The sequence below is a fragment of the Halalkalibacter oceani genome, from assembly GCF_040544555.1.
Taxonomy (GTDB): domain Bacteria; phylum Bacillota; class Bacilli; order Bacillales; family Bacillaceae_D; genus Halalkalibacter; species Halalkalibacter oceani.
Map to the genome: position 1 here is coordinate 1 of NZ_JBEPKD010000016.1, position 23,874 is coordinate 23,874.

A 23,874-nucleotide genomic window follows, 5' to 3' on the forward strand; every position below is an offset into this window, starting at 1 on the left:
AAGCGAGAAGAGGAAGAGGCATGCCAGTTGCGTGCTGAAAATAAGAGGATAATATTAAAAACGTGCGGGTGTAGTTTAGTGGTAAAACCTCAGCCTTCCAAGCTGATGTCGTGGGTTCGATTCCCATCACCCGCTTTTGGTCCCAGTAGCTCAGCTGGATAGAGCAACGGCCTTCTAAGCCGTCGGTCGGGAGTTCGAATCTCTCCTGGGACGCCATTTGACTATTACATAAGTGAAAATAGAGCAGCCTTCTTTCTAGCGAATAGAACAGAAGGCTTTTTGCTATTGACAGAAACGATAAAGAAAGATGAAGAGCCGCTATGCGCTACTTATGAGTTACAAGGGAGAGTGGCTTTTAAGATCGCGTTTCCTTAGCCAAAAAACGCCTCTTCCCGAAGTAAGATCAGGAAGAGACGTTTTTAATTGGTTCCGGGGCGGCTTGTAAAAGTTTGTTCACATAACGGTTCTCATCGTGAAGCAAGCTTTCTGCATCGAAATAGACGACCTGCCAGCCTTTTTTTCTAAGCTGACGGCTGATGCGTGACTGATTAATACCCGGATGCGATTCGATGAAAGCGAGCTTGAATGGAACTAAGGCCAGGGAAATCAAGACGCCTTGAACATAATAGTTCGGAGTCGGATAATAGAGCCTTGCCCGTAATTGCTGATAAAGCTTTTGTTCCGCTTCGGTTTTACAGCGGCTGGAAAGGTCTTTGACAATGACAAGTGATGCTTTTGAGCGCTGGCGGATGTGAATATAAGGAAATTTAGTGGATCGTCTTAACGTCCGTTTCAGGAATTTAATCATTGCTTATCACCCCTCTATAGGATGTCCCAGCTTTTGTCATTCTATGCTAAAAAATAGCAGGTGCGAATTAATTCAAGTGAAGGAGAAACAACGGCAGCAAACGAAAAGATAGAGGCCCGAAACTTTTTTTATGTCGAAAAATCTAACGTCGGAACAGGCAATAACAGTGATGTAAGCGCATACAAGAGGGCTGACAAATCAAAATAGTCAAATTATTTTCTGAAAAAGTGGTTGACCATGCCCCTGATTCAGCGTATTATAAACCTCAAACAACAACTAATATTATAAACAAATGTCCGCTCAAGAGAGATATTTCATATGCCGAACATCTCGCGTTTTACACATACTAGAAGTGGCATGAATGATGAGGAGAGTGAGCGTCATAGCTGAACAGTGGATCTATTTAAATGGAGAGTTCGTTGAGAAGGAAGATGCAAAGATTTCGGTTTATGACCACGGTTTTTTATATGGGGATGGCGTATTCGAAGGAATTCGCGTTTATGAGGGGAATGTATTCAGATTAAAGGAGCATCTTGATCGGCTTTATGATTCTGCTAAATCGATCATGCTTATGATTCCACAGTCGAAAGAAGAAATGACTGACATTTTAATTAAGACGCTGCAAAAGAACAAATTGCAGAATGCTTATATCCGCCTCGTCGTTTCGCGGGGAGTTGGAAATCTAGGGCTGGATCCATCATCCTGTTCGAATCCGCAAGTGATTGTAATCGCGGAAGAGCTTGCCCTGTTTCCAAAGGAACTGTATGAAAGTGGGTTGGAAATTATCACGGTCGCGACAAGACGGAACCGGCCGGATGTTCTTAGTCCTAAAGTTAAATCTCTGAATTATTTGAATAACATTCTTGTGAAGATCGAGGCCAGTCTTGCCGGAGTCAGTGAAGCGCTGATGCTCAATGATCAAGGCTATGTCGCCGAAGGCTCGGCGGACAACGTCTTTATCGTAAAAGGGAACACGCTCTCCACGCCTCCAGGCTACGTCGGTGCCCTCGAAGGTATTACGCGGAACGCGATTATCGAAATCGCTCTCGAGCTTGGCTATACGGTTAAGCAGGAACCATTCACGAGACATGATGTGTATACAGCTGACGAAGTCTTTTTAACAGGAACAGCAGCTGAGGTGATCGCCGTCGTGAAAGTCGATGGCCGGCAAATCGGGGATGGCCATCCTGGAAAAGAAACGAACCGGCTTCTTGAAGCTTTCAGAGCGAAAGTAATTGAAGATGGTGAAAAAGTATATCCGGAAGTAGAAATCAGTTAATAGAAACAGCGAGAAGCGTTGAAGTTGGGAGAGAGTTGTATGAGAAGTAACATGATAAAAAAAGGAATCGATCGGGCACCTCATCGAAGTCTTCTACGCGCTGCAGGTGTAAAAGAAGACGAAATGGATAAGCCGTTTATCGGTGTCTGTAATTCATACATCGATATTATTCCAGGCCATATGCATTTAAATAAGTTTGCGGAAGTGGCAAAGGAAGCGATTCGAGAAGCCGGCGGTATTCCATTTGAATTTAATACAATCGGAGTTGATGACGGGATTGCGATGGGGCATATCGGCATGCGCTATTCCCTTCCGAGTCGCGAAATTATCTGTGACGCAGCAGAAACCGTTATTAATGCTCACTGGTTTGACGGAGTATTTTACATTCCGAACTGTGATAAAATCACGCCGGGAATGCTAATGGCGGCAGTGCGGACCAATGTCCCTTCCGTGTTCGTATCAGGAGGACCGATGGAAGCGGGACGGACGAAAGATGGTCAAAGCCTTTCGCTCGTATCTGTCTTTGAAGGAGTGGGCGCTGTTTCGTCAGGAAAAATGACAAGGGAAGAGCTGCTTGAAATTGAACAGTCAGCCTGTCCAACCTGTGGGTCCTGTTCGGGGATGTTTACCGCCAATTCGATGAACTCGTTGATGGAAATGCTCGGTTTGGCATTGCCGGGCAACGGAACGATCGTCGCGACTTCAGAAGACCGGCATCAGCTCATTAAGGATGCGGCGAAGCATTTGATGAACCTGATTAAAAATGACATTAAACCACGCGATATCGTCACGGAAGAAACAATTGACGATGCTTTCGCTCTTGATATGGCGATGGGTGGTTCTACAAACACTGTCCTTCATACATTGGCGATTGCCAACGAAGCAGAGATTGACTATGATTTACAGCGGATTAACCAAGTAGCTGAACGCGTACCGTATTTATGTAAGATCAGTCCGGCATCGGATTATTCGATGGATGATGTTCACAAAGCGGGTGGCGTAAGCGCCATTATTAAAGAGCTCTGTGAAATCGAAGGTGCGATTCACCGCGATCGCATTACCATTACCGGAAAAAGCTTGTATGAAAACGTCAAAGATGCAGAAATTACTAATGATGATGTCATTCGTCGAAAAGATAATCCATACAGCCCGGTCGGCGGCCTGTCAATCCTTTATGGAAACATTGCCCCGGACGGTGCGGTCATCAAGGTTGGAGCTGTAGATCCTTCGATTAAAGTTTTTGAAGGGGAAGCGATTGTCTTTAACTCACAGGATGAGGCGCAGCAAGGAATCAATGATGGCACTGTCCGTGCCGGCCACGTTGTCGTCATTCGTTATGAAGGGCCGAAGGGTGGCCCGGGAATGCCGGAAATGCTTGCTCCTACGTCAGCGATCACCGGTCGTGGCTTAGGAACAAAGGTCGCACTGATTACAGATGGCCGTTTCTCAGGAGCTTCCAGAGGGATCTCCATTGGCCACATCTCTCCTGAGGCAGCTGAAGGCGGACCGATCGCTTTTGTGGAAAATGGCGATAAGATTCGCATTGACCTGACAAACCGGACAATTGAGTGGCTAGTATCAGAGGAAGAACATGCGAAGCGTAAAGAAGGATGGGTAGAGCCTGAACCAAAAGTTAAAAAAGGCTACTTAGCCCGTTATTCAAAATTAGTCACATCTGCCAACACAGGCGGAATTATGAAAATCTAATAGCTTGAAAACGAAGATGAGGAAAAGTAATCTTTACGATGACTTCAACAGAGAGCCGCGGTTGCTGAGATGCGGTGAAGTCAGTAATGATGAAGCTCGCCTCTGAGTACTGGCCTGAACGGATTCTATTAGGGTTAGTCGAGTGTTCACAGCACTCGTTATCAAAATGTGATAAGTCCCTGAACTTATCCGTAAGATTGAATGATGGTTAATTCAATGAATAAGGGTGGTACCGTGGAAAGGAAACCTTTTCGCCCCTTAAGCCAGAGATGGCTTTCTATGGGGTGGAAAGGTTTTTTGTTTTGGACAGTGTGGAGAGAAAGTTATGATTATGTAAGGAGGCACGAGGAGATGAGTATGAAAGTAAAGAAAAAAGAACAGCAGGCAAATGAATCAATTAAAGAATTGTCAGGTTCAGGCATGTTAATTGAAGCACTTGCAAGAGAAAACGTCGATGTCATTTTTGGTTACCCCGGTGGCGCGATTCTTCCAACCTATGATGAAATCTATAAAACGGGAATCCGTCATATTCTCGCAAGACATGAGCAAGGCGCAATTCATGCCGCAGAAGGCTATGCCAGAGTATCTGGAAAGCCGGGGGTTTGTATTGTGACGTCTGGTCCGGGGGCAACGAATGTTGTGACCGGAATCGCAGATGCAATGATTGACTCTCTCCCTCTAGTTGTCATAACGGGCCAAGTAGCAACTTCTGTGATTGGAACCGATGCGTTCCAGGAAGCGGATATGATTGGAATTACAATGCCGATTACAAAGCATAACTATCAGGTCCGCTCGATTGAAGAGCTGCCGCGCATTATTAAAGAGGCTTTCCATATCGCGACAACAGGCCGTCCGGGTCCGGTTTTGATTGATTTGCCAAAGGATGTCTCTCTGGCGAGTGGATTGTTTGACTATGACCAGGAGGTCGTCCTTCCTGGCTACCAGCCGACAATCGTTCCGAACCGTTTGCAAATTCGCAAGGTGATGGAAGCGGTAGCCGAGTCGAAAAAGCCGGTAATCCTCGCCGGAGCCGGCGTGCTTCACGGCAAAGCGGCTAATGAACTGCAAAGCTTTGCGGAAGCGTATCAGATTCCGGTCGTTCATACATTGCTTGGCTTAGGCGGATTTCCTGGCAGCCATGAACTGTTCTTCGGAATGGCAGGGATGCATGGTACTTACACCGCCAATATGGCGATTCATGAAGCTGATTTGCTTATCAGCATCGGAGCGCGCTTTGATGACCGTTTAACCGGGAACCTCGACCATTTTGCTCCTGAAGCGCGTGTCGTCCATATTGATATTGATCCAGCGGAGATCGGGAAGAACATCGAAACCGAAATTCCGGTCGTCGGCGATGCGAAGCAGGCATTGCAAATGCTGCTTGAAGAGAAGACCGAGCCGGCTGACACAAGCGAATGGCGCCGTCATCTTCAAAAAATGGCACAGGAATATCCGCTCTGGTATAAAGAGGATGGCGAAACGATCAAGCCGCAGCAGCTTCTGGAAATGCTGCATGACGCGACAAAAGGCGAGGCGATTATTACGACTGATGTTGGTCAGCATCAAATGTGGTCAGCGCAGTTTTATCAGTTTAATAAGCCGAACCGCTGGGTGACGTCCGGCGGGCTGGGAACGATGGGCTTTGGTTTCCCTGCTGCGATCGGCGCCCAGTTTGCCGAGCCGGAATCAACAGTCATTGCCGTAACTGGCGATGCCGGCTTCCAAATGACAGCTCAGGAGCTTTCGATTCTTCAGGAGTTGAATTTGCCGGTCAAAGTGGTCATCGTCAATAATGCCTCACTCGGTATGGTTAGACAATGGCAGCAGCTTTTCCACGGCGAGCGCTATTCAAATTCGCTCTTCCCGATTCAGCCTGATTTTGTCAAGCTGGCAAGCGCTTATGACATTAAAGGAATCAGAGTTGATGCGAAATCCGACTTACCGGCAGCGTTGAATGAAATGCTTGCCCATCCGGGCCCGGTGCTGATGGATATTCGCGTCGCCAAGGATGAGAACGTCTATCCGATGATTCCTCCAGGAAAAGGTCATCATCAAATGGAGGGGGTTAAGCCATGAAACGGACGATAACAGCACTTGTTAACAACACGTCAGGTGTCCTTAACCGCATCACCGGGTTGTTTGCGAGACGGCATTTTAACATCGAAAGCATTACCGTCGGAATGACAGAAAACCCGGCGATTTCGAGAATGACATTTGTCGTCCTTGTCGACAGCATGCAAAACATCGAGCAAGTCATCAAGCAATTGAATAAGCAGGTCGATGTGTTGAAGGTGAAGGACATTACCGATGAATCTATTGTTGCGAGAGAACTGGCCCTAGTTAAGGTCGTTGTCACTCCGCAGCAACGTGGTGAGGTAGCTGCCCTTGTTAATCCATTCCGGGCCAGTGTCATTGATATTGGCAGGGAAAGCATGACTGTTCAAATTACGGGTGATCACCAAAAGGTGGAAGCATTTATCGATTTGCTCCGTCCTTATGGCATCAAAGAACTCGCCCGTACAGGTATTACGGCCTTCAATCGTAGCACGAAAAAACCTGTCACCGATCCATATCGGCTGACCCTTATCAACTAGTTTGGAATTCATTTCCTAATAAAAAAACAAAATTCAAAATTCGAGGAGAGATTTATTATGGCAAAAGTTTATTACAATGGTGACGTAAACGAGGCAGTATTACAAGGAAAGAAGGTAGCTGTTATCGGTTACGGTTCTCAAGGCCATGCTCATGCACAAAATATGCGTGAAAGCGGTGTTGATGTAATCATCGGACTTCGCCAAGGGAAATCATGGGAGCAGGCTGAAAACGATGGTTTTACTGTATATTCCGTTCGTGAAGCGTCTGCGCAGGCAGATTTAATCATGATCCTTCTTCCAGATGAAATTCAACCGGCTGTGTACAAAAACGAAATCGAGCCGGAATTAACAGAAGGAAAAACACTTGCTTTCGCTCACGGCTTTAATATTCACTTTAACCAAATCGTTCCACCTAAAAATATCGACGTCTTCTTGGCTGCACCAAAAGGTCCTGGTCACTTAGTACGCCGTACATTTGAAGATGGAGCAGGGGTACCGGGATTAATCGCTGTATTCCAGGATGCAACAGGTCAGGCGAAAGAAATCGCTCTTGCTTATGCAAAGCAAATTGGTTCAGCTCGTGCTGGTGTGCTTGAAACTACATTCAAGGAAGAAACAGAAACAGATCTATTCGGTGAGCAGGCTGTTCTATGCGGTGGAACGGCGGCGCTTGTCAAAGCCGGATTTGAAACATTGGTTGAAGCTGGTTATCAGCCGGAAGTTGCTTACTTCGAGTGCTTGCATGAATTAAAGCTAATCGTTGACTTAATGTACGAAGGTGGACTTGAGTACATGCGTTATTCCATTTCCGATACGGCTCAATGGGGTGACTTCCAGGCTGGACCTCGTATCGTAACAGATGAAACGAAGAAGGCAATGAAAGAAATCTTATCAGACGTTCAAACTGGTAAATTCGCAAAAGGCTGGATTCTCGAAAATCAGGCAAACCGTCCTGAATTCACAACAATCAACGAAGCAGAAAAGAACCACCCAATCGAAGTTGTCGGTCGTGAGCTTCGTGAAATGATGCCTTTCGTTAAAGCACAAAAAGGTGCAGTTGGCGCTAACAACTAATTTCAATTGACAAAATGTGGAACGGAAATTCCGTACAAAGTAATCATGCAGCGGATGTAATTGGTGTAGACTCCAGCGGGAGGAGAAGCGAACCCACTGAAAAAACTTGCTGCTGAAAAAGTGAAAATCGTGCTTCTTCAGCAGCTTTAGAAAAAGCAACGGTGAGACCTCAAGTGCGAGCAAAAAGAGGCTCACCAGCTTCCCGCGAAAAGTGAAGCCTATTGCCGATGCGATGCAGAGACATTCACTGACGTTTATTCAGATAGTTATAACGTTATATGTCAGAAAATATGCCGAATTAAAATAAAGCCATTCTATCGGGATGGCTGTTTCCGGCTCAATAGAGCATAACAAAGCAGGAAGAAAGGGGGGCAACTGCATGCAAAAACGTATTGTCATTCTTCCGGGTGACGGGATTGGACCAGAAGTGACAGCAGCAGCTGAACGGGTCTTGACCGAAATCGGGACAGCATATGGACATGAATTTGAAGTGAAGCACGCTTATCTGGGGGGAGCGGCAATCGATGAATACGGTACGCCGTTACCGCAAGAAACGATTGATGCCTGTCAGCAAAGTGATGCCGTATTATTAGGAGCCGTCGGCGGACCGAAATGGGATTCCCTGCCTGGTGATATCCGTCCGGAAAAAGGGCTGCTCGGTTTGCGCAAATCACTTGGTTTATTTGCTAATCTGCGTCCGGTGACGATTTTTGACAGCTTGGCCGATGCTTCTCCCCTGAAGGATGAAGTCGTCCAGGGAGTTGATCTGCTTATTGTAAGAGAGCTTACTGGCGGATTGTATTTCGGGGAACCTCGTGAGCGCAGAGAGGTGAACGGAGAGGAAACTGCCGTTGACACATTAATTTATTCGAGAAGCGAAATTGAAAGAATCGTCAGACGAGGATTTGAGCTGGCTCGTGAGCGGCGCGGTATTTTAACGTCGGTGGATAAAGCGAATGTGCTTGAATCAAGTCGGCTATGGCGCGAAGTAGTGGAAGAGGTTGCCGGGGATTATCCGGAAGTGACGTATAGTCACATGCTCGTTGATAATGCGGCAATGCAGCTCATCCGTAATCCGAAGCAATTTGATGTCATCGTCACGGAAAATATGTTTGGTGATATTTTAAGTGATGAGGCTTCAATGATTACAGGGTCACTCGGGATGCTGCCATCTGCCAGTTTAAGTGAGTCGGGCCCGGGGTTATTTGAGCCGATTCATGGTTCAGCGCCGGATATTGCCGGAAAAGGAATTGCCAATCCGTTGGCGACATTATCTTCAGTCGTGTTAATGCTCGCGTATACGCTGGAAATGCCGGAGGAAGCGAAAGCGTTGCAGAAGGCGATTGATGATGTATTAAAGAAAGGTTATCGTACGGCTGACTTAACAGACCAGGCGAATGTTTTGTCAACGGACGAGATGACGGAAAAAGTCGTAGAAGCATTAAAACAGACAACGGCAACATCTTAGAAGTACACGGGGCAATGGAGCATATCCATTGCTCTCATTTCTACCCGAGTATGGTTACTAGAAAAGGAGGAGCGAATGATGGCTGCAAAAACGATTATCGAAAAAATTTGGGAAGCGCATGAGGTTGTCGCACAAGAGGGGAAGCCGTCTTTACTTTACATCGATCTTCATATGGTCCATGAAGTAACTTCTCCACAGGCATTTGAAGGATTGCGGCTCGCAGGACGTAAGGTGCGGCGCCCTGATTTAACCTTTGCAACGATGGATCATAACGTACCGACGGTTGACCGTTATAACATTACCGATCAGATTGCCCGCAAGCAGATGGAAACATTGGAAGAGAATTGCCGTGAATTTGGCATTGATCTTGTCGATCTTGAACATCCTGAAAACGGAATTGTCCATGTTATTGGACCGGAGCTTGGGTTAACCCAGCCAGGAAAAACAATTGTATGTGGAGATAGTCATACGTCTACGCATGGTGCTTTTGGAGCGCTTGCTTTCGGGATTGGTACGAGTGAAGTCGAGCATGTGCTTGCGACGCAAACACTATGGCAAGCCCGCCCGAAAACGCTTGAAGTACGGGTAACAGGTACGTTATCGCCGGGAACGGCAGCAAAGGACATCATTTTAGCGATTATTGCTAAATTTGGCGTTGACGTTGGAACGGGCTCCGTTATTGAATTTACCGGAGATGCGATTCGCGGTTTGACGATGGAAGAGCGGATGACGATTTGTAATATGTCGATTGAAGCAGGAGCTAAAGCAGGACTGATTAGCCCTGACCAGGTAACTTTTGATTATTTAAAAGGGCGCGAAAACGTTCCTTCAGGAGAAGCCTTTGATCAACTTGTTGAAAAGTGGCGGGCTTTGGCTACTGATGAAGGCGCGGCTTATGACCGCGTGGTGACGATTGATGCGAGTGAGATCGAGCCGATGGTAACGTGGGGAACGAACCCGTCACAAGGAGCAGGAATTTCAAAAGTGGTGCCTTCTCCTGAAGATGGTAAAAATGAAACGGAGCAACGTGCGATTGCTCAGGCGCTAGCTTATATGGATCTTCGTCCAGGCACGCCGATTTCAGAAATTGAAATTCAGCATGTGTTCATTGGTTCCTGTACGAATTCACGCATCAGCGACATTCGTGCCGCGGCGGAAGTCGTTAAAGGACACAAGGTCGCTCCGAATGTCCGGGCACTTGTCGTACCAGGCTCAGAACGCGTGAAAAAGCTTGCGGAAGAAGAAGGGCTTGATCGCATTTTTGAGGAAGCGGGCTTTGAATGGCGCAGCTCCGGTTGCAGCATGTGCTTAAGTATGAATCCTGACGTTGTGCCGGAAGGAGAGCGTTGCGCATCAACCTCTAACCGGAATTTTGAGGGCCGTCAAGGGAAAGGCGCGCGCACTCATCTCGTCAGTCCGGAAATGGCCGCCGCCGCAGCGATCAATGGCCGTTTTGTTGATGTGAGAAAGTGGAAGAAGGAGCAAGTCGCTCATTAAACAGAGGGAGGGAGTACATTGGAACCAATTGTTAAGCATACAGGAACGATAGCAACGATGGACCGGGTTAATGTCGACACGGATCAAATCATTCCAAAGCAGTTTTTGAAGCGGGTGGAACGCAGCGGCTTTGGACAATTTCTATTTTTTGATTGGCGCTTCCTGAAAGATGGTTCGCCGAACCCGGATTTTGAACTGAATCAGCCTCACACAAAAGGAGCGACGATTTTAGTCGCTGCTCATAACTTCGGCTGCGGTTCATCGCGCGAGCATGCCCCGTGGGCTTTGCAGGATTACGGCTTCAAAATTATTATCGCTCCAAGCTTTGCTGATATTTTCTATAATAACTGTGTCAAAAATGGCATGCTGCCAATCCGTCTTGATGAAAAGAAAGTGAATCAGCTACTCGCAAGCGGTGCGAATCAGGCTGTTGAGATTACAGTTGACTTAGAGGCACAAAAAATCACGGGCGAAGGCTTTGAAGCATCCTTCGAGATTGATCCTTATTGGAAAGAGATGCTGCTTAATGGCTGGGATGAAATCGGTCGTACTCTTACCTATGAGGATAAGATTAAAGAATATGAACAGAAGATTGGATAACGGCTAACGTTAGATGAGGGTCTGACCTTATTAGTCGGCAGACGATTTCGGGTGTATGGGACGACCCGGGCTGCCGCTGACTATAGGGACAGACCTCTTTCTCTATTTTAGAAAGGAGAATTCAACAGGCTTTGCCAAAAAAGAGGGTTGTTTGTCACATGAATTGGGAATTGTTAAACTATAAGGAATATCATTAGTCAAACTCATGAAAGAGTGGAGCGATTCCATAATGGATAAACGAATACATAAAACGGATAAGAAAGTGATTTTATATCCTGGGCTTGTGAAACGTTTGATTGAAAAAGGGATGGATGCGTTAAAGGCAAAGGATGGTGCAGCTGCGCTGGAGTTTTTTCTTTCGGCCGAGGAGCATGAGCCAGATCACCCTCAAGTCCTGTTTGGCAAGATGCTGAGCCTTGTTGAGCTCGGGCGGCTCGATGAGGCGGTTGAGCATACGAGTGAACTGCTAAAGGAAGGGATCGGCGATTATTATGATAATCTCCAGGTTCATATCTCCTTGCTCGTGCAGCTCGGTCAGTATCAAGAGGTCGTTGACATTCTTGATGCGGTCCTTTCTGAAAACAAAGTACCCGCGCAATATGCGGAATCCTTTTATCAGCTTCTTCACTTCAGCAGACAGATGGCGGGTGACCAGGAATGGCTGGCTCAGCAGGAGACCGAGCCTGAGGGAGTACCCGAAGACATTTTACATATGCTTGATTCACGCTCCCCGGAATTGCAAATGCAGGCGATTTTACAATTGAAGAAGCTTCCGGATGTCGAAGCGACGAAAGCGCTCGCTGATTTTTTACAAAAGCCGGAGCAGGATTTAGCTCTGAGCAGCATGGCGCTGCTCGCCCTTCAGGAAAAAGGGTATGATCAACCAATACATATTTCAAAAGTAGAAAGAGAAGCCGTAGTTGTACCGGCTCAATTGGTCGAGCCGTTTGAATCATCGTTTGGGAAAGCGTTATTGAAACAGCTTGATGAGGAGCTTGGACAGGAAAGCCCGCAGCTGCTGGAATTTGCCCGTCAGCTAAGCTCCGCCCATCTCTTTGCGCTTTTCCCGTTTTTGCCGGAGCCTGAGGATGCGGAGCTTTGGACGGCCGTCTTTCATTATTGTGCGTGCGAACGGATCGGTGGCGAGGAAGAGCTGAAGCATATTGAAGGCCGCTATGCTGTTTCCGGCAGCACCCTGGCTGAAAAAGTGGCTGAAGTCAATCAGCTGGAACGTCTTGTCTATCAGGCCGATCCGTTTTATACAAGAAATGAAAATCGTTAAACGGAGACGCTAAGTAATATTTGAAAAGACCGGGCATTATGTTATACTAGAATGGTTGTCAATGATGATGAGAAATCTATCGTTCGGAAACGAAGATGTGTATAGTTGGAGGGAAAGTAAATGACTACAAAATGGGAAAAGTTAGAAGGTAATGAGGGTGTCCTTACTGTAGATGTAGCTGCGGAAAAAGTGGACGAGGCTCTTGATCAAGCATTCAAAAAGGTCGTCAAAAAAGTAAACGTACCAGGTTTTCGTAAAGGGAAGGTTCCTCGTGCCCTGTTCGAAAAGCAGTTTGGTGTAGAAGCACTTTATCAGGATGCACTTGATATTCTTCTTCCAGAAGCGTATGCCGGTGCGGTTGACGAAACAGGTATTCAGCCTGTTGACCGTCCTGAAATTGACATTGAAAAAATGGAAAAAGGTGCGAACCTTGTTTTCACAGCAAAAGTAACGGTCAAGCCGGAAGTGACTCTTGGCGAGTACAAAGGGCTTGAAGTTGAAGAAAAGGATACAACTGTAACCGATGAAGACATCGATGCAGAATTAAAATCACTACAGGAACGTCAGGCAGAGCTTGTCGTTGTTGAAGATGGCGCAATCGAAAACGGCGATACTGCAGTGATGGATTTTGAAGGGTTCGTTGACGGGGAAGAGTTTGAAGGCGGAAAGGCTGAAAACTATTCGCTTGAAATCGGTTCTGGTCAATTTATTCCCGGCTTTGAAGAGCAGCTTGTCGGCTTAAAAGCAGGGGAAGAAAAAGATGTGGAAGTGACATTCCCTGAGGAATATCATGCGGAGAATCTTGCTGGGAAGCCAGCGACGTTCAAGGTGAAGATCCACGATATTAAGCGCAAGCAATTGCCTGAGCTTGATGATGAATTTGCGAAAGATGCGAATGAAGAAGTGGAAACACTTGATGAATTGAAAAAGGAACTGAAAGATAAGCTGCAAAAAGATAAAGAGCATGAAGCTCACCATGAAATCCGTGACACATTGGTCGAAAAAGCGGCAGAAAATGCTACGATCGACATTCCGGAAGCAATGATCACGACTGAAGTGGATCGGATGATGCAGGAGTTCGAACAACGTCTGCAAATGCAAGGAATGAACCTTGAGATGTATTACCAGTTTTCCGGTCAAGACGAGTCGGCAATGCGCGAACAGTTCAAGGTTGACGGCGAAAAACGCGTCCGTATCAATTTGACGCTGGAAGCAATTGCTGATGCGGAAAACTTGGAAGTAACGGAAGAAGATGTTGACAAGGAACTTGAAAAAATGGCTGAAATGTACCAGCGGTCGGTTGAGGAAATCAAGACGATTTTCGCCGCGCAGGGCGGACTGGAAGGAATCAAAGGTGACCTGAAAGTTCAAAAGGCTGTTGAATTTCTTGTTGACAACAGCAAAAAGAAATAAAGTCATTCATTAATTTTGTACAAAGTTTAAAGATGGCTGTAACGGTGTGAGGCACATTACTCACGCCGGCTCGGTCCATTGCTTCGGAGGTGTTTTAAAAGGTAAAATCGGCCTTTTCAGACACCTCTTTTTCCACATCATGATTCTTCACTTTCTCGCTCTTTCGTGTATGACATGCCTGTTTTTAGAACAAGCTTAGAAAAACAGGTTTGAAGTAGGTGAGAAAAGTGTATCAATTTAGAAAAGAAAAAGGATTTTTCTCTCTAAATCTTGAATGTATAAGCAATCCTTACATAAAATGAAGTAATCCACATAGCACTATGAAGGTCTGTACATATTAAGCTTTGAGCTGAAAGACGGGTAAAAAGAGTTTTTTTTAGTGGTTTTTGCGTTTGTATGATACAATGACGAAACATACGATCAGAAGCTTGATTTACAGGTATCGTCCCTATGGTCGTCGTGAAGTCAGCAAGTTGGGAACGCTTTATCCTAGATAGAGAAGCATCGAGGATGATACAATTATTCTTTAGGGGTGATAATATGTTTAAGTTTAACGAGGAAAAAGGACAATTAAAATGTTCTTTTTGTGGAAAAACACAAGACCAAGTCCGCAAGCTTGTAGCTGGACCTGGTGTGTATATATGCGATGAGTGCATTGAGCTTTGTACGGAGATTGTGGAAGAGGAGCTTGGAACGGAAGAAGAAGTGGAATATCAGGAAGTTCCAAAGCCGCACGAAATCAGACAAATTCTTGATGATTATGTCATTGGACAAGATCGCGCCAAAAAGTCGCTTTCGGTCGCCGTCTATAATCATTACAAGCGAATCAACTCTTTAAACCGCTCTGATGAAGTCGAGCTGGCGAAAAGTAATATCTGTATGATCGGACCTACTGGAAGCGGGAAAACGTTATTAGCTCAAACGTTGGCGCGGATTTTAAACGTGCCGTTTGCGATCGCCGACGCGACTTCTTTAACTGAAGCCGGTTATGTCGGGGAAGACGTCGAGAATATTCTTTTGAAGCTGATTCAGGCCGCTGATTATGATGTCGAGAAAGCAGAAAAAGGAATTATTTACATCGATGAGATCGATAAAGTCGCCCGCAAATCGGAAAATCCATCCATTACACGTGATGTATCCGGTGAAGGCGTGCAGCAGGCGCTGCTTAAAATTTTGGAAGGAACAACAGCGAGCGTGCCGCCGCAGGGGGGACGCAAGCATCCGCATCAGGAGTTCATTCAAATTGATACGACAAATGTTCTCTTCATTTGCGGTGGAGCATTTGACGGAATTGAGCAGATCATTAAACGCCGCCTCGGGAAAAAAGTCATCGGATTTGGTTCAGAAGTGAAACAGGAGGAACTGAAGCCAGGTGAATATTTAGGCAAAGTCTTACCGGAAGATTTACTTCGGTTCGGTTTAATTCCTGAATTTATCGGCCGTCTGCCGGTGATTTCCAGCCTTGAGCCACTTGATATTGACGCATTGGTTGAAATCCTGACGGCGCCAAAAAATGCGTTAGTAAAGCAATATCAAAAGCTGCTTGAGCTTGACGATGTTGAGCTTGAATTTACAGAGGAAGCTTTGCGCGAAATTGCCAACAAAGCGATTGAGCGGAAAACAGGGGCCCGCGGCCTCCGTTCCATCATCGAGACATTAATGCTTGATGTGATGTTTGACCTCCCATCACGCGATGATGTCGTGAAATGTATCATTCATGATAAGTGTGTCACAGACAATGAGCCACCAACGCTGCTCACAAAAGACGGCACAGAAATTACACTCTCCCAAACCGAACCAAAAGAAAGCGCGTAAGAGGAGATGTCGCAGACATCTCCAAAACAGCGCGTGGAGTCCGGGCCACGGTTTTAAAGCCAGAAGGAAAGTGGTTTTCTTTCCTTCTGGCTGCGCCCGGAACGTAACCGCTGGCTTCCCACATGGGAACACTCTTTTTACGTAATGAGCGGAGCCGCTGCAAGCTCTTTTAAGTCAGCCAGGGTGAACTTCCCCTGGCTGACACGCAGCGCGCAGAGCCATTATGCGCAGACATCTCCAAAACAGCGCGTGGAGTCCGGGCCATGGTTTTAAAGCCAGAAGGAAAATGGTTTTCTTTCCTTCTGGCTGCGCCCGAAACGTAACTGCTACTGTTTTAAGCCTTGGATGAAAGGTTGGTTTTGACCTTTTATCCAAGGCTTTTTATCGTTGAGATGAGGATAGTCGTAACCAATCTTTCTCAGAAGTTTCTTTGATTAGGGAAGTGGTTCCCGGTCATACTAAAAGAAACAAACGACAACTTCTGGAGGGGTATGTATGAATTGGACTGGAATTGCATTGGTTGTGCAACTTTTTTTTGGCGTTGTCATCGGCATTTACTTTTGGAATTTATTACGGAATCAACGGAGTCAGCGCGTCTCGATTGACCGGGAATCAAGAAAAGAGATGGAACAATTAAGAAGGATGCGCTCCATTTCATTAAGCGAGCCGCTTTCCGAGAAGGTTCGGCCCGCAAGCTTTGCTGATATTGTTGGGCAGGAGGAAGGGATTCGCTCACTGCGTGCCGCATTATGCGGACCGAACCCGCAGCATGTGATTATTTATGGACCGCCCGGGGTCGGCAAAACAGCGGCGGCTCGCCTCGTGTTAGAAGAAGCGAAGCGCAACGCGAAATCTCCATTTTCCCAGGATGCTGTTTTTGTTGAATTGGATGGTACGACAGCCCGCTTTGATGAACGGGGGATTGCCGATCCGCTCATTGGTTCCGTCCATGATCCGATTTATCAGGGAGCCGGAGCGATGGGACAAGCCGGCATTCCCCAACCGAAGCACGGCGCGGTGACGAAAGCGCACGGCGGTGTGTTGTTCATCGATGAAATTGGCGAGCTTCATTCGATCCAATTAAATAAACTGCTTAAAGTGCTGGAGGACCGCAAAGTCTTTTTAGAGTCTGCTTACTATAGTGAGGAAAACAGTCAAATTCCCCGCCATATCCACGATATTTTTCAAAAGGGATTGCCGGCGGATTTTCGTTTAATTGGGGCGACGACAAGAACGCCGCAGGAGCTTCCTCCGGCGATTCGGTCACGCTGCCTGGAGGTTTATTTCCGCGCGCTCAAGCCGAAAGAAATTATTCAAATAGCTGAAAAAGCAGCGGCGAAAATCTCGTTCACAGCCGAAGAGGGAGCGATTGAATGCATTGCCAAATACGCCACCAATGGCCGTGAAGCGGTAAATATTGTGCAAATCGCCGCCGGTGTTGCCACGTCGGAGGGCAGAACAACATTGAGCTGCGCCGATGTCGAATGGGTGCTTCATGCGAGTCAGTTGGCCCCGCGTCCGGAGCGGAAGATTCACCATCAGCCGGCGGTAGGGCTCGTCAACGGTCTCGCAGTGTATGGGCCTAATCTCGGAGCATTGCTGGAAATTGAAGTTAATGTTATTAAAAATGAGGGAAAAGGGAATGTAAACATAACCGGTATTGCTGAGGAGGAAAGCACAGGCAACCAAATGCGTTCGATTCGCCGGAAAAGCATGGCGAAAGGGTCAGTGGAAAACGTCGTGACTGTCTTGCGAAGAATGGGGATTCCGACTCAGGATTATGATATTCATGTCAATTTCCCGGGGGGAGGACCCGTTGATGGTCCATCTGCGGGAATTGCGATCGCAACAGGAATTTATTCGGCGATTCGCGGAGAAAAAATTAAAAATACGGTGGCGATGACCGGCGAGCTTGGCATCCATGGAAAAGTGAAGCCGGTCGGCGGCGTTGTCGCGAAGGTGGAAGCAGCAAAGCTTGCAGGCGCGCAAACCGTGATGATACCTAAGGAAAATGAGCAGGCTCTCCTGCAGGAAGTCACCGGGATTGAGGTGATTGCGGTTGAGCATCTTGATGAGGTTCTTGAGCTGGCAATGGAAGGAGCCGAAGCAGATCAGGAAGTGGTCCCTGCCGGAATTGAAATGAATACATCCATAGCACCAGTATAAGATTAGACAAAGGTTGGGGGATAAGATAAAATTGAAAAAGATTAGAATCTTCCCCAAAAGATCTCAAGGAACAGTGGGAAGAAAGTACGCTGTTCTTTGTGAATGCTAGATTGGAAATAGGATGTATGGAGGTGTATGCGGATGGTCGATACAGCGACAAAACGACAAATTCCGCTTCTACCGTTACGCGGATTGCTTGTCTTTCCGGCAATGGTGCTGCATTTAGATGTCGGTCGGGCAAAGTCCGTTCAAGCGTTAGAGCAGGTCATGGAACATGATCATCAGATTTTACTTGCTACTCAAAAGGAAATTTCTATAGATGAACCTACGAAAGAAGATATTTATACAGTAGGAACTATAGCGAAAGTAAAGAGTTTGTTGAAACTCCCGAATGGGACAGTCCGCATCCATGTAGAAGGACTGAAACGGGCCCGGATTGAACAATTCGTTGATGAAGGGGACTTTCTTCAGGTAGAAGCGCTTCTGCTTGAGGACGAGGATAGTCAGATGACTCCGCAGCTGGAAGCAACGATGCGCAATCTTCTTAAGATGTTTGAACAATATACGAAAGTTTCCAAAAAAATATCAGCCGATACATTGACAATCGTCAAAGATATGACTGATCCAAGCCAGTTCGCCGACGTGATCGGCGCGAATCTTCCGTTGAAACTGGCTCAGAAACAGGAGCTGCTTGATACGACGTCTGTTGAAAAGCGGATGATGACGTTGATCGATATTCTGAACAATGAGCAGGAAGTGCTCGGATTAGAAAAGAAAATTGGCCAGCGCGTCAAGAAGTCGATGGAAAAAACGCAAAAGGAATATTATTTGCGCGAACAGATGAAGGCGATCCAGAAGGAGCTTGGCGATAAGGAAGGACGCACGGGAGAAGTAGCGAGTCTTCGCGAGCGGATTGAAAAAGCCGAAATGCCGCCGTCTGTCGAAGAAAAAGCGTTAAAAGAGCTTGACCGTTACGAGAAGATGCCGCCGAATTCTGCGGAAAGCTCCGTTCTGAGAAATTATTTGGACTGGCTTGTTCAATTGCCGTGGACGACGGAAACGGAAGATCAGCTTGATGTCATTCGCGCTGAAGAAATTTTGAACGAGGATCATTACGGGCTGGAAAAGGTCAAGGAGCGCGTGCTGGAATATTTGGCTGTTCAGCAATTAACACGGGAACTAAAAGGGCCGATCCTCTGCCTGGCGGGACCGCCTGGAGTCGGGAAAACATCGCTGGCCCGCTCGATTGCCCGTTCACTGAACCGTCATTTTGTCCGAATTTCTTTAGGCGGCGTTCGCGATGAAGCCGAAATTAGAGGTCATCGCCGCACGTATGTCGGAGCGATGCCCGGCCGAATTATACAAGGGATGAAAAAAGCAGGTTCGATTAATCCGGTATTTCTGCTTGATGAGATCGATAAAATGGCCAATGATTTTCGCGGTGATCCATCTGCCGCCCTGCTGGAGGTACTCGACCCGGAACAGAACAACAGCTTTAGCGATCATTATATTGAAGAACCTTATGATTTATCGAAGGTGATGTTTGTCACAACGGCTAATAATATTAACACGATCCCGGGACCGCTGCTCGACCGGATGGAGATTATTCCAATTGCCGGCTACACAGAAGTGGAAAAGATCCAAATTGCGAAGAATTATTTATTGCCGAAGCAGAAAAAGGATCATGGTCTCTCAAAAGGGATGCTGCAAGTAAAGGATACAGCATTGCAGAAAATTGTCCGCTACTATACGCGCGAAGCAGGCGTGCGCAGCTTGGAAAGACAATTGGCTTCGGCCTGTCGGAAGGCTGCCAAGATCATTGTGTCGGGTGAGAAGAAGCGGGTTGTCTTGACGGAAAGAGCTGTAGAGGACATGCTTGGGAAGCCGCGCTTCCGCTATGGTCTTGCTGAAGTGGAGGACCAGGTTGGAGCGGCGACTGGACTGGCCTATACGACTGCCGGCGGCGATACGCTCTCGATTGAAGTTTCGATTTCTCCGGGAAAAGGAAAACTGACACTCACCGGAAAGCTCGGCGATGTGATGAAGGAGTCGGCTCAGGCGGCGTTCAGCTATATTCGTTCTCGTTCTGAAGAGCTTGAAATTGACCCGGGCTTCAATGAAAACAGTGATATTCATATCCATGTGCCGGAAGGAGGGACGCCGAAGGACGGGCCGTCAGCCGGTATTACAATGGCAACGGCACTGATCTCCGCTTTGACGGGCCGCCCTGTGAAAAAGGAAGTTGGCATGACTGGAGAAATGACGCTCCGTGGTCGTGTCTTGCCGATCGGCGGTTTGAAAGAGAAGTCGATGAGCGCTCACCGCGCCGGTCTGAAAACAATCATCATTCCGAAGGACAATGAAAAAGATTTAGAAGAGGTGCCGGAAAGTGTACGGGCTGACTTGGAGTACATCCTCGTCTCACACTTGGATGAAGTGCTTCCTCATGCGTTAGGAGAAAAGCAATGAAAGTAACAAAAGCAGAGTTGGCAAAGGTCGCTGTCAAGCCGGACCAATACCCCGATACGCAACTTCCTGAAATCGCGTTATCCGGCCGTTCCAATGTCGGAAAATCGTCTTTTATTAATAAGATGATCAATCGGAAGGGACTTGCCCGTACGTCCCAGAAACCGGGAAAAACGCAGACGTTAAATTTTTATGAGGTGAATGAGCAGCTTTATTTTGTCGATGTACCTGGCTACGGCTTTGCCAAGGTGCCGAAAACCGAGCGCGAGGCCTGGGGACGAATGATCGAAACGTATTTACAAAACCGCCCGCAGTTAAAAGCGGTCATTCAAATTGTCGATCTGCGACATCCGCCGTCAGCAGATGATAAAATGATGTACAACTGGCTGAAGCACTTTGATATGCAGGTGATCGTTGTCGCGACAAAGGCCGATAAAATCCCAAAAGGAAAATGGCAAAAGCATCTTAGCATCATCTCTAAGGATTTGCAAAAGGATGAGAGCGATCCGATTATGCTTTTCTCGGCAGAAACGGCCCATGGAAAAGAAGAATTATGGAAAAAAATTCTCTACTATGCGTCAATGTAATGAGCGGAACCGCCACGCTCTTTTAAAGCCCGTTGTGAGTGGGTTTCTCACAACGGGCTTGTGGCGTGTGAAGCCATTGCCAGTAGGTCCAAAGCTAGTTTTGTCTCAAGCTCTTTCTGCGTTCCTGTTCATCTTTTAATTAAAAGAATGATACCGAGCGCAATGAGAATAAGCGGCCAAATGCCGCCGAGAAACGCAAAGGTATGCAGCAGCCAGGCGAACGGGTTGAGTGAAGTGAAGCTGATAATGGCAATAATCAGCAGGATGATCGCAGGAATCAGCCCATCACGCTTCGTCTTTTGAAAGGAAAGAAAAAAGGCAAGACTGATAATGAACGGATACATTCCCCAATGATCCGGCCATGCCGCAATGAACTGCAAGCCGTGAAAGTGAACACCGAGTCCGGTAAGGAGGCTTCCGGGAAAGACCATTGAACTTTCCCTGCCCCAATACCCCTGGGCCAAAAAAGCGATTCCGATTACAATGAGAATCGAAGGCCAGGACAAAAGCTGCGCGGCAAATGGGAAAGAAAGCTGCTGCAGCAAAAAATAACATCCAATACCAATTAGTAAAAAGCCCGGGAAAATCCGCCCCTGTTTCATAAAATCCTCCCTTTGATGAAAGCATAAGACATACTTATTGCATTACGCGGTTATGATAGTTATAGTAGAGATTGTGTAATAATGCTGAATGTAGCTTGCAATATGATCATGATAGCATAGCCTTCATGATCTGTTCACAATTTTTTTGGAAGTGCTACATTAGACATGTTATAATGTAGACAGTTAAAAGTGAATCGGATTCGCCCTTTAGGATAAAGGGTAGAAAAGATAGAGAACGGATGAAGGATAAGAAAGACGCTTCTGGCGTTTTCTTAGGGATTTTTATTATGGGGGTGAACGTCAGGATGCATATACTGGTTGTGGGGTTTAACTATAAAACGGCTCCTGTCGAAATGAGAGAAAAGTTTGCGTTTCAGGAAGCAGAGCTCCCTCAAGCGTTAACAAAGCTGCGTCATATGAAAAGTATTCTTGAGTGCACGATTATATCGACCTGTAATCGGACCGAGGTGTATGTTGTCGCGGATCAGCTGCACACCGGTCGTCATTACACGAAAACCTTTCTGGCTGAATGGTTTGACATGGAAAAGGAAGAATTTCTGCCGTATGTAACGATCCGCGAAGATCAGCAAGCGATTGAACATTTATTCCGGGTTACGTGCGGCCTGGATTCGATGATCCTTGGTGAAACCCAAATCCTCGGGCAGGTGCGTGAAAGTTTTCTAATCGCTCAGGAGCAGCAGGCAACGGGCACGATCTTTAATCAGATGTTCAAGCAGGCGATCACGCTTGCGAAGCGAGCTCATTCCAATACGGAAATCGGTCAGCATGCGGTGTCTGTCAGCTATGCAGCGGTCGAGCTTGGTAAGAATATTTTCAGCAACTTCGCCGGTAAACATGTCGTGATTCTTGGCGCAGGGAAGATGAGTGAGCTGACAGCGAAGCATCTTCACGCCAATGGCGCTACGAAAATTACCGTTATTAACCGGACAGAAGCGAAGGCAGCTGAGCTGGCGATGAAGTTCCTCGGACAAGCGCGTCCTTTTGAAGAGCTTCAATTGACGCTGGCGGAAGCCGATGTCGTCATCAGTTCAACGGGGGCAAGAGACTTTGTCGTCACAAAAGAGATGATGGGAAAAGCGATGAAAAAGCGGAAAGGCCGTCCGCTTTTCATGGTCGATATTGCTGTGCCGCGCGATCTTGATCCGGCGCTGGCTGATTTTGACGACGTCTATCTTTATGATATTGACGATCTGCAAAACATTGTCGAAGCAAATCTCGCTGAACGGAAGCGGGAAGCGGAGAAAATTGAGCTGATGGTGGAAGAGGAAATCGTTGAATTTACGCAGTGGGTAAATACGTTAGGAGTTGTTCCGATCATTACCGCTCTCCGGACGAAAGCATTGGCGGTACAGGCTGAAACAATGGAAAGCATTGAGCGTAAGCTGCCTGACTTAACGGAGCGGGAAAAGAAAATCTTGCGAAAACATACAAAGAGCATTGTGAACCAGCTTTTGCGTGATCCAGTTACGAAAGTAAAAGAACTTGCTGCGCAGCCGGATGCTGATGAAGCGCTCGATCTATTTACCCAAATTTTTGGTCTTGAAGAAGAATTGACTGCTCAACAGGAAAGTGCTCGAATTGAAGAAGTAGAGAAAAAGTGGGAGGCGCACAAGCAAGAATATGTAACGGCATCGCATAAAGCTGCTGTTGTCCGCTCTTAAGAGAGAAGGGACTCATCATGAACTGGATTTATCCTGTTACGATTGTCTTATATAGCTTCAGCGTACTTGGCTATTTTATCGATTTTTTACAACACAACCGGAAAGTCAATCGATTGGCTTTCTGGTTGCTTTCTATTGTCTGGGTTTTACAGACCTCTTTTTTTATCATTAGAGCCTTGGAGTTAAATCGTGTCCCGCTTATGACGCCATTTGAAGGGCTGTTTTTTTACGCTTGGCTTGTCGTGACCTTGTCACTGGTGATCAATTGGTTTTTCCGGGTTGATTTCCTTGTGTTTTTTGCCAATGTGATCGGCTTTAGCATGATGGCTTTCAGCTTGTTTACCCCTGATGGCGATATTCCGCAATCGTTGACGGTTCTGCTCGCTTCAGAGCTGCTCGTCATTCATATTTCGATTATTTTATTATCCTATGCTGCCTTTACTCTTTCCTTTGCGTGCCAGATTATGTACGTGCTTCAGCACCAGATGCTGAAACGAAAGGCATGGGGCCAGAGGCTGTTTCGCTTCGGCGGCTTAACAACGCTTGATACGCTTTCTTACCGCGCGGTTATCATTGGTTGGCCGCTTTTGTTTATTGGTCTGATTCTCGGCTTCGTCTGGGCATCGACGCAAGCGACATATATCCCCCTGCTTGATTCAAAGGTGATTAGCTCCGTGCTCGTCCTCGGGATTTATGGAGTCTATCTGTATATGAGGGTCGTCAAATTTACGAGAGGCTATAATATGGCGCTGTTAGGCATTGCCGGCTTTCTCGTCCTGTTGATTAATTACTTCCTGTCAGGGCAGTATTCGAATTTTCATTTATGGTATTAAG

The 23,874-nt window shown here is 46.8% G+C and carries 18 protein-coding genes, 2 tRNA genes and 1 other annotated feature; of the genes, 18 read left to right on the forward strand and 2 right to left on the reverse strand.

What is annotated here, in order from left to right:
• Positions 1 to 64 precede the first annotated feature (64 nt).
• Together ABMB67_RS15830 and ABMB67_RS15835 are read left to right on the forward strand one after the other, a co-directional pair.
• A tRNA-Gly gene (locus tag ABMB67_RS15830) sits at positions 65 to 135 on the forward strand.
• A gap of 4 nt (positions 136 to 139) precedes the next feature.
• Positions 140 to 216 (forward strand) — tRNA-Arg (locus tag ABMB67_RS15835).
• Positions 217 to 403: 187 nt separating this feature from the next.
• On the opposite strand, the gene ABMB67_RS15840 is transcribed toward ABMB67_RS15835, so the two are convergent.
• Positions 404 to 808, reverse strand: a complete 405-nt coding sequence (locus tag ABMB67_RS15840; protein WP_354572666.1) for a hypothetical protein — start codon at positions 806 to 808, stop codon at positions 404 to 406.
• 382 nt (positions 809 to 1,190) lie between these two features.
• Here ABMB67_RS15840 and ilvE point away from each other — a divergent pair, with 382 nt between their 5' ends.
• The 14 genes from ilvE (at position 1,191) to yihA (ending at position 20,756) form a co-directional block, all read left to right on the forward strand.
• The gene (ilvE, locus tag ABMB67_RS15845) at positions 1,191 to 2,087 is read left to right on the forward strand and encodes a branched-chain-amino-acid transaminase (protein ID WP_251223940.1); all 897 of its coding nucleotides are present in this window, start codon (positions 1,191 to 1,193) and stop codon (positions 2,085 to 2,087) included.
• A 39-nt stretch (positions 2,088 to 2,126) separates the two neighbouring features.
• Positions 2,127 to 3,794 (forward strand): dihydroxy-acid dehydratase, encoded by a 1,668-nt coding sequence (gene ilvD, locus ABMB67_RS15850; protein ID WP_251223829.1) that lies wholly within the window; start codon positions 2,127 to 2,129, stop codon positions 3,792 to 3,794.
• Positions 3,795 to 3,798: 4 nt separating this feature from the next.
• Positions 3,799 to 4,056, forward strand: a binding site (T-box leader).
• A gap of 89 nt (positions 4,057 to 4,145) precedes the next feature.
• On the forward strand, positions 4,146 to 5,870 hold the full coding sequence (gene ilvB / locus ABMB67_RS15855; RefSeq protein ID WP_354572667.1) for an acetolactate synthase large subunit: 1,725 nt from the start codon (positions 4,146 to 4,148) through the stop codon (positions 5,868 to 5,870).
• Positions 5,867 to 6,388 (forward strand): acetolactate synthase small subunit, encoded by a 522-nt coding sequence (gene ilvN / locus ABMB67_RS15860; RefSeq protein ID WP_251192447.1) that lies wholly within the window; start codon positions 5,867 to 5,869, stop codon positions 6,386 to 6,388. Before ilvB ends, ilvN begins: the two co-directional genes overlap by 4 nt.
• Positions 6,389 to 6,445: 57 nt before the next feature.
• Complete coding sequence (gene ilvC, locus ABMB67_RS15865) at positions 6,446 to 7,462, forward strand: ketol-acid reductoisomerase (protein ID WP_251223831.1); 1,017 nt, start codon at positions 6,446 to 6,448, stop codon at positions 7,460 to 7,462.
• Between the two features lie 379 nt (positions 7,463 to 7,841).
• Complete coding sequence (leuB, locus tag ABMB67_RS15870; protein ID WP_354572668.1) at positions 7,842 to 8,930, forward strand: 3-isopropylmalate dehydrogenase; 1,089 nt, start codon at positions 7,842 to 7,844, stop codon at positions 8,928 to 8,930.
• A 78-nt stretch (positions 8,931 to 9,008) separates the two neighbouring features.
• Positions 9,009 to 10,427 carry a 3-isopropylmalate dehydratase large subunit gene (gene leuC / locus ABMB67_RS15875; protein ID WP_354572702.1) on the forward strand — a complete coding sequence of 473 codons (1,419 nt, stop codon included), beginning with the start codon at positions 9,009 to 9,011 and terminating at the stop codon, positions 10,425 to 10,427.
• Positions 10,428 to 10,445: 18 nt separating this feature from the next.
• Complete coding sequence (gene leuD / locus ABMB67_RS15880; RefSeq protein WP_251223834.1) at positions 10,446 to 11,027, forward strand: 3-isopropylmalate dehydratase small subunit; 582 nt, start codon at positions 10,446 to 10,448, stop codon at positions 11,025 to 11,027.
• Between the two features lie 229 nt (positions 11,028 to 11,256).
• Entirely contained in the window at positions 11,257 to 12,309 is a 1,053-nt protein-coding gene (locus ABMB67_RS15885; RefSeq protein WP_354572669.1) for a tetratricopeptide repeat protein, read from the forward strand.
• A gap of 120 nt (positions 12,310 to 12,429) precedes the next feature.
• Complete coding sequence (tig, locus tag ABMB67_RS15890; protein WP_354572670.1) at positions 12,430 to 13,722, forward strand: trigger factor; 1,293 nt, start codon at positions 12,430 to 12,432, stop codon at positions 13,720 to 13,722.
• A gap of 540 nt (positions 13,723 to 14,262) precedes the next feature.
• The gene (clpX, locus tag ABMB67_RS15895) at positions 14,263 to 15,537 is read left to right on the forward strand and encodes an ATP-dependent protease ATP-binding subunit ClpX (protein ID WP_251223837.1); all 1,275 of its coding nucleotides are present in this window, start codon (positions 14,263 to 14,265) and stop codon (positions 15,535 to 15,537) included.
• A gap of 495 nt (positions 15,538 to 16,032) precedes the next feature.
• Positions 16,033 to 17,703: an ATP-dependent protease LonB gene (lonB, locus tag ABMB67_RS15900; RefSeq protein ID WP_251223838.1), complete on the forward strand. Its 1,671-nt coding sequence runs from the start codon at positions 16,033 to 16,035 to the stop codon at positions 17,701 to 17,703.
• Between the two features lie 141 nt (positions 17,704 to 17,844).
• Positions 17,845 to 20,172 (forward strand): endopeptidase La, encoded by a 2,328-nt coding sequence (lon, locus tag ABMB67_RS15905; RefSeq protein ID WP_354572671.1) that lies wholly within the window; start codon positions 17,845 to 17,847, stop codon positions 20,170 to 20,172.
• Positions 20,169 to 20,756, forward strand: coding sequence for a ribosome biogenesis GTP-binding protein YihA/YsxC (yihA, locus tag ABMB67_RS15910; RefSeq protein ID WP_251223840.1), 588 nt, complete (start codon positions 20,169 to 20,171; stop codon positions 20,754 to 20,756). The genes lon and yihA overlap by 4 nt, the downstream gene beginning before the upstream one ends.
• A gap of 128 nt (positions 20,757 to 20,884) precedes the next feature.
• Here the strand turns inward: yihA and ABMB67_RS15915 are convergent, their stop codons facing one another.
• Entirely contained in the window at positions 20,885 to 21,358 is a 474-nt protein-coding gene (locus ABMB67_RS15915) for a LiaI-LiaF-like domain-containing protein (protein ID WP_354572672.1), read from the reverse strand.
• Positions 21,359 to 21,663: 305 nt separating this feature from the next.
• Between ABMB67_RS15915 and hemA the strand changes: the two genes are divergently transcribed.
• Both hemA and ABMB67_RS15925 read left to right on the forward strand, forming a co-directional pair.
• Positions 21,664 to 23,040, forward strand: a complete 1,377-nt coding sequence (hemA, locus tag ABMB67_RS15920; RefSeq protein WP_251223842.1) for a glutamyl-tRNA reductase — start codon at positions 21,664 to 21,666, stop codon at positions 23,038 to 23,040.
• A 17-nt stretch (positions 23,041 to 23,057) separates the two neighbouring features.
• On the forward strand, positions 23,058 to 23,873 hold the full coding sequence (locus ABMB67_RS15925) for a cytochrome C assembly family protein (RefSeq protein ID WP_251223843.1): 816 nt from the start codon (positions 23,058 to 23,060) through the stop codon (positions 23,871 to 23,873).
• The last annotated feature ends 1 nt before the right edge of the window (position 23,874 follow it).

Excerpts from the sequence above, each read along its gene's own strand:
- ABMB67_RS15840 (WP_354572666.1), bottom strand. The coding sequence starts at position 808 with ATGATTAAATTCCTGAAACGGACGTTAAGACGATCCACTAAATTTCCT.
- ilvD (WP_251223829.1), top strand. The coding sequence starts at position 2,127 with ATGAGAAGTAACATGATAAAAAAAGGAATCGATCGGGCACCTCATCGA.
- ilvB (WP_354572667.1), top strand. The coding sequence starts at position 4,146 with ATGAGTATGAAAGTAAAGAAAAAAGAACAGCAGGCAAATGAATCAATT.
- ilvN (WP_251192447.1), top strand. The coding sequence starts at position 5,867 with ATGAAACGGACGATAACAGCACTTGTTAACAACACGTCAGGTGTCCTT.
- ilvC (WP_251223831.1), top strand. The coding sequence starts at position 6,446 with ATGGCAAAAGTTTATTACAATGGTGACGTAAACGAGGCAGTATTACAA.
- leuB (WP_354572668.1), top strand. The coding sequence starts at position 7,842 with ATGCAAAAACGTATTGTCATTCTTCCGGGTGACGGGATTGGACCAGAA.
- leuC (WP_354572702.1), top strand. The coding sequence starts at position 9,009 with ATGGCTGCAAAAACGATTATCGAAAAAATTTGGGAAGCGCATGAGGTT.
- ABMB67_RS15885 (WP_354572669.1), top strand. The coding sequence starts at position 11,257 with ATGGATAAACGAATACATAAAACGGATAAGAAAGTGATTTTATATCCT.
- tig (WP_354572670.1), top strand. The coding sequence starts at position 12,430 with ATGACTACAAAATGGGAAAAGTTAGAAGGTAATGAGGGTGTCCTTACT.
- clpX (WP_251223837.1), top strand. The coding sequence starts at position 14,263 with ATGTTTAAGTTTAACGAGGAAAAAGGACAATTAAAATGTTCTTTTTGT.
- lonB (WP_251223838.1), top strand. The coding sequence starts at position 16,033 with ATGAATTGGACTGGAATTGCATTGGTTGTGCAACTTTTTTTTGGCGTT.
- lon (WP_354572671.1), top strand. The coding sequence starts at position 17,845 with ATGGTCGATACAGCGACAAAACGACAAATTCCGCTTCTACCGTTACGC.
- yihA (WP_251223840.1), top strand. The coding sequence starts at position 20,169 with ATGAAAGTAACAAAAGCAGAGTTGGCAAAGGTCGCTGTCAAGCCGGAC.
- ABMB67_RS15915 (WP_354572672.1), bottom strand. The coding sequence starts at position 21,358 with ATGAAACAGGGGCGGATTTTCCCGGGCTTTTTACTAATTGGTATTGGA.
- hemA (WP_251223842.1), top strand. The coding sequence starts at position 21,664 with ATGCATATACTGGTTGTGGGGTTTAACTATAAAACGGCTCCTGTCGAA.
- ABMB67_RS15925 (WP_251223843.1), top strand. The coding sequence starts at position 23,058 with ATGAACTGGATTTATCCTGTTACGATTGTCTTATATAGCTTCAGCGTA.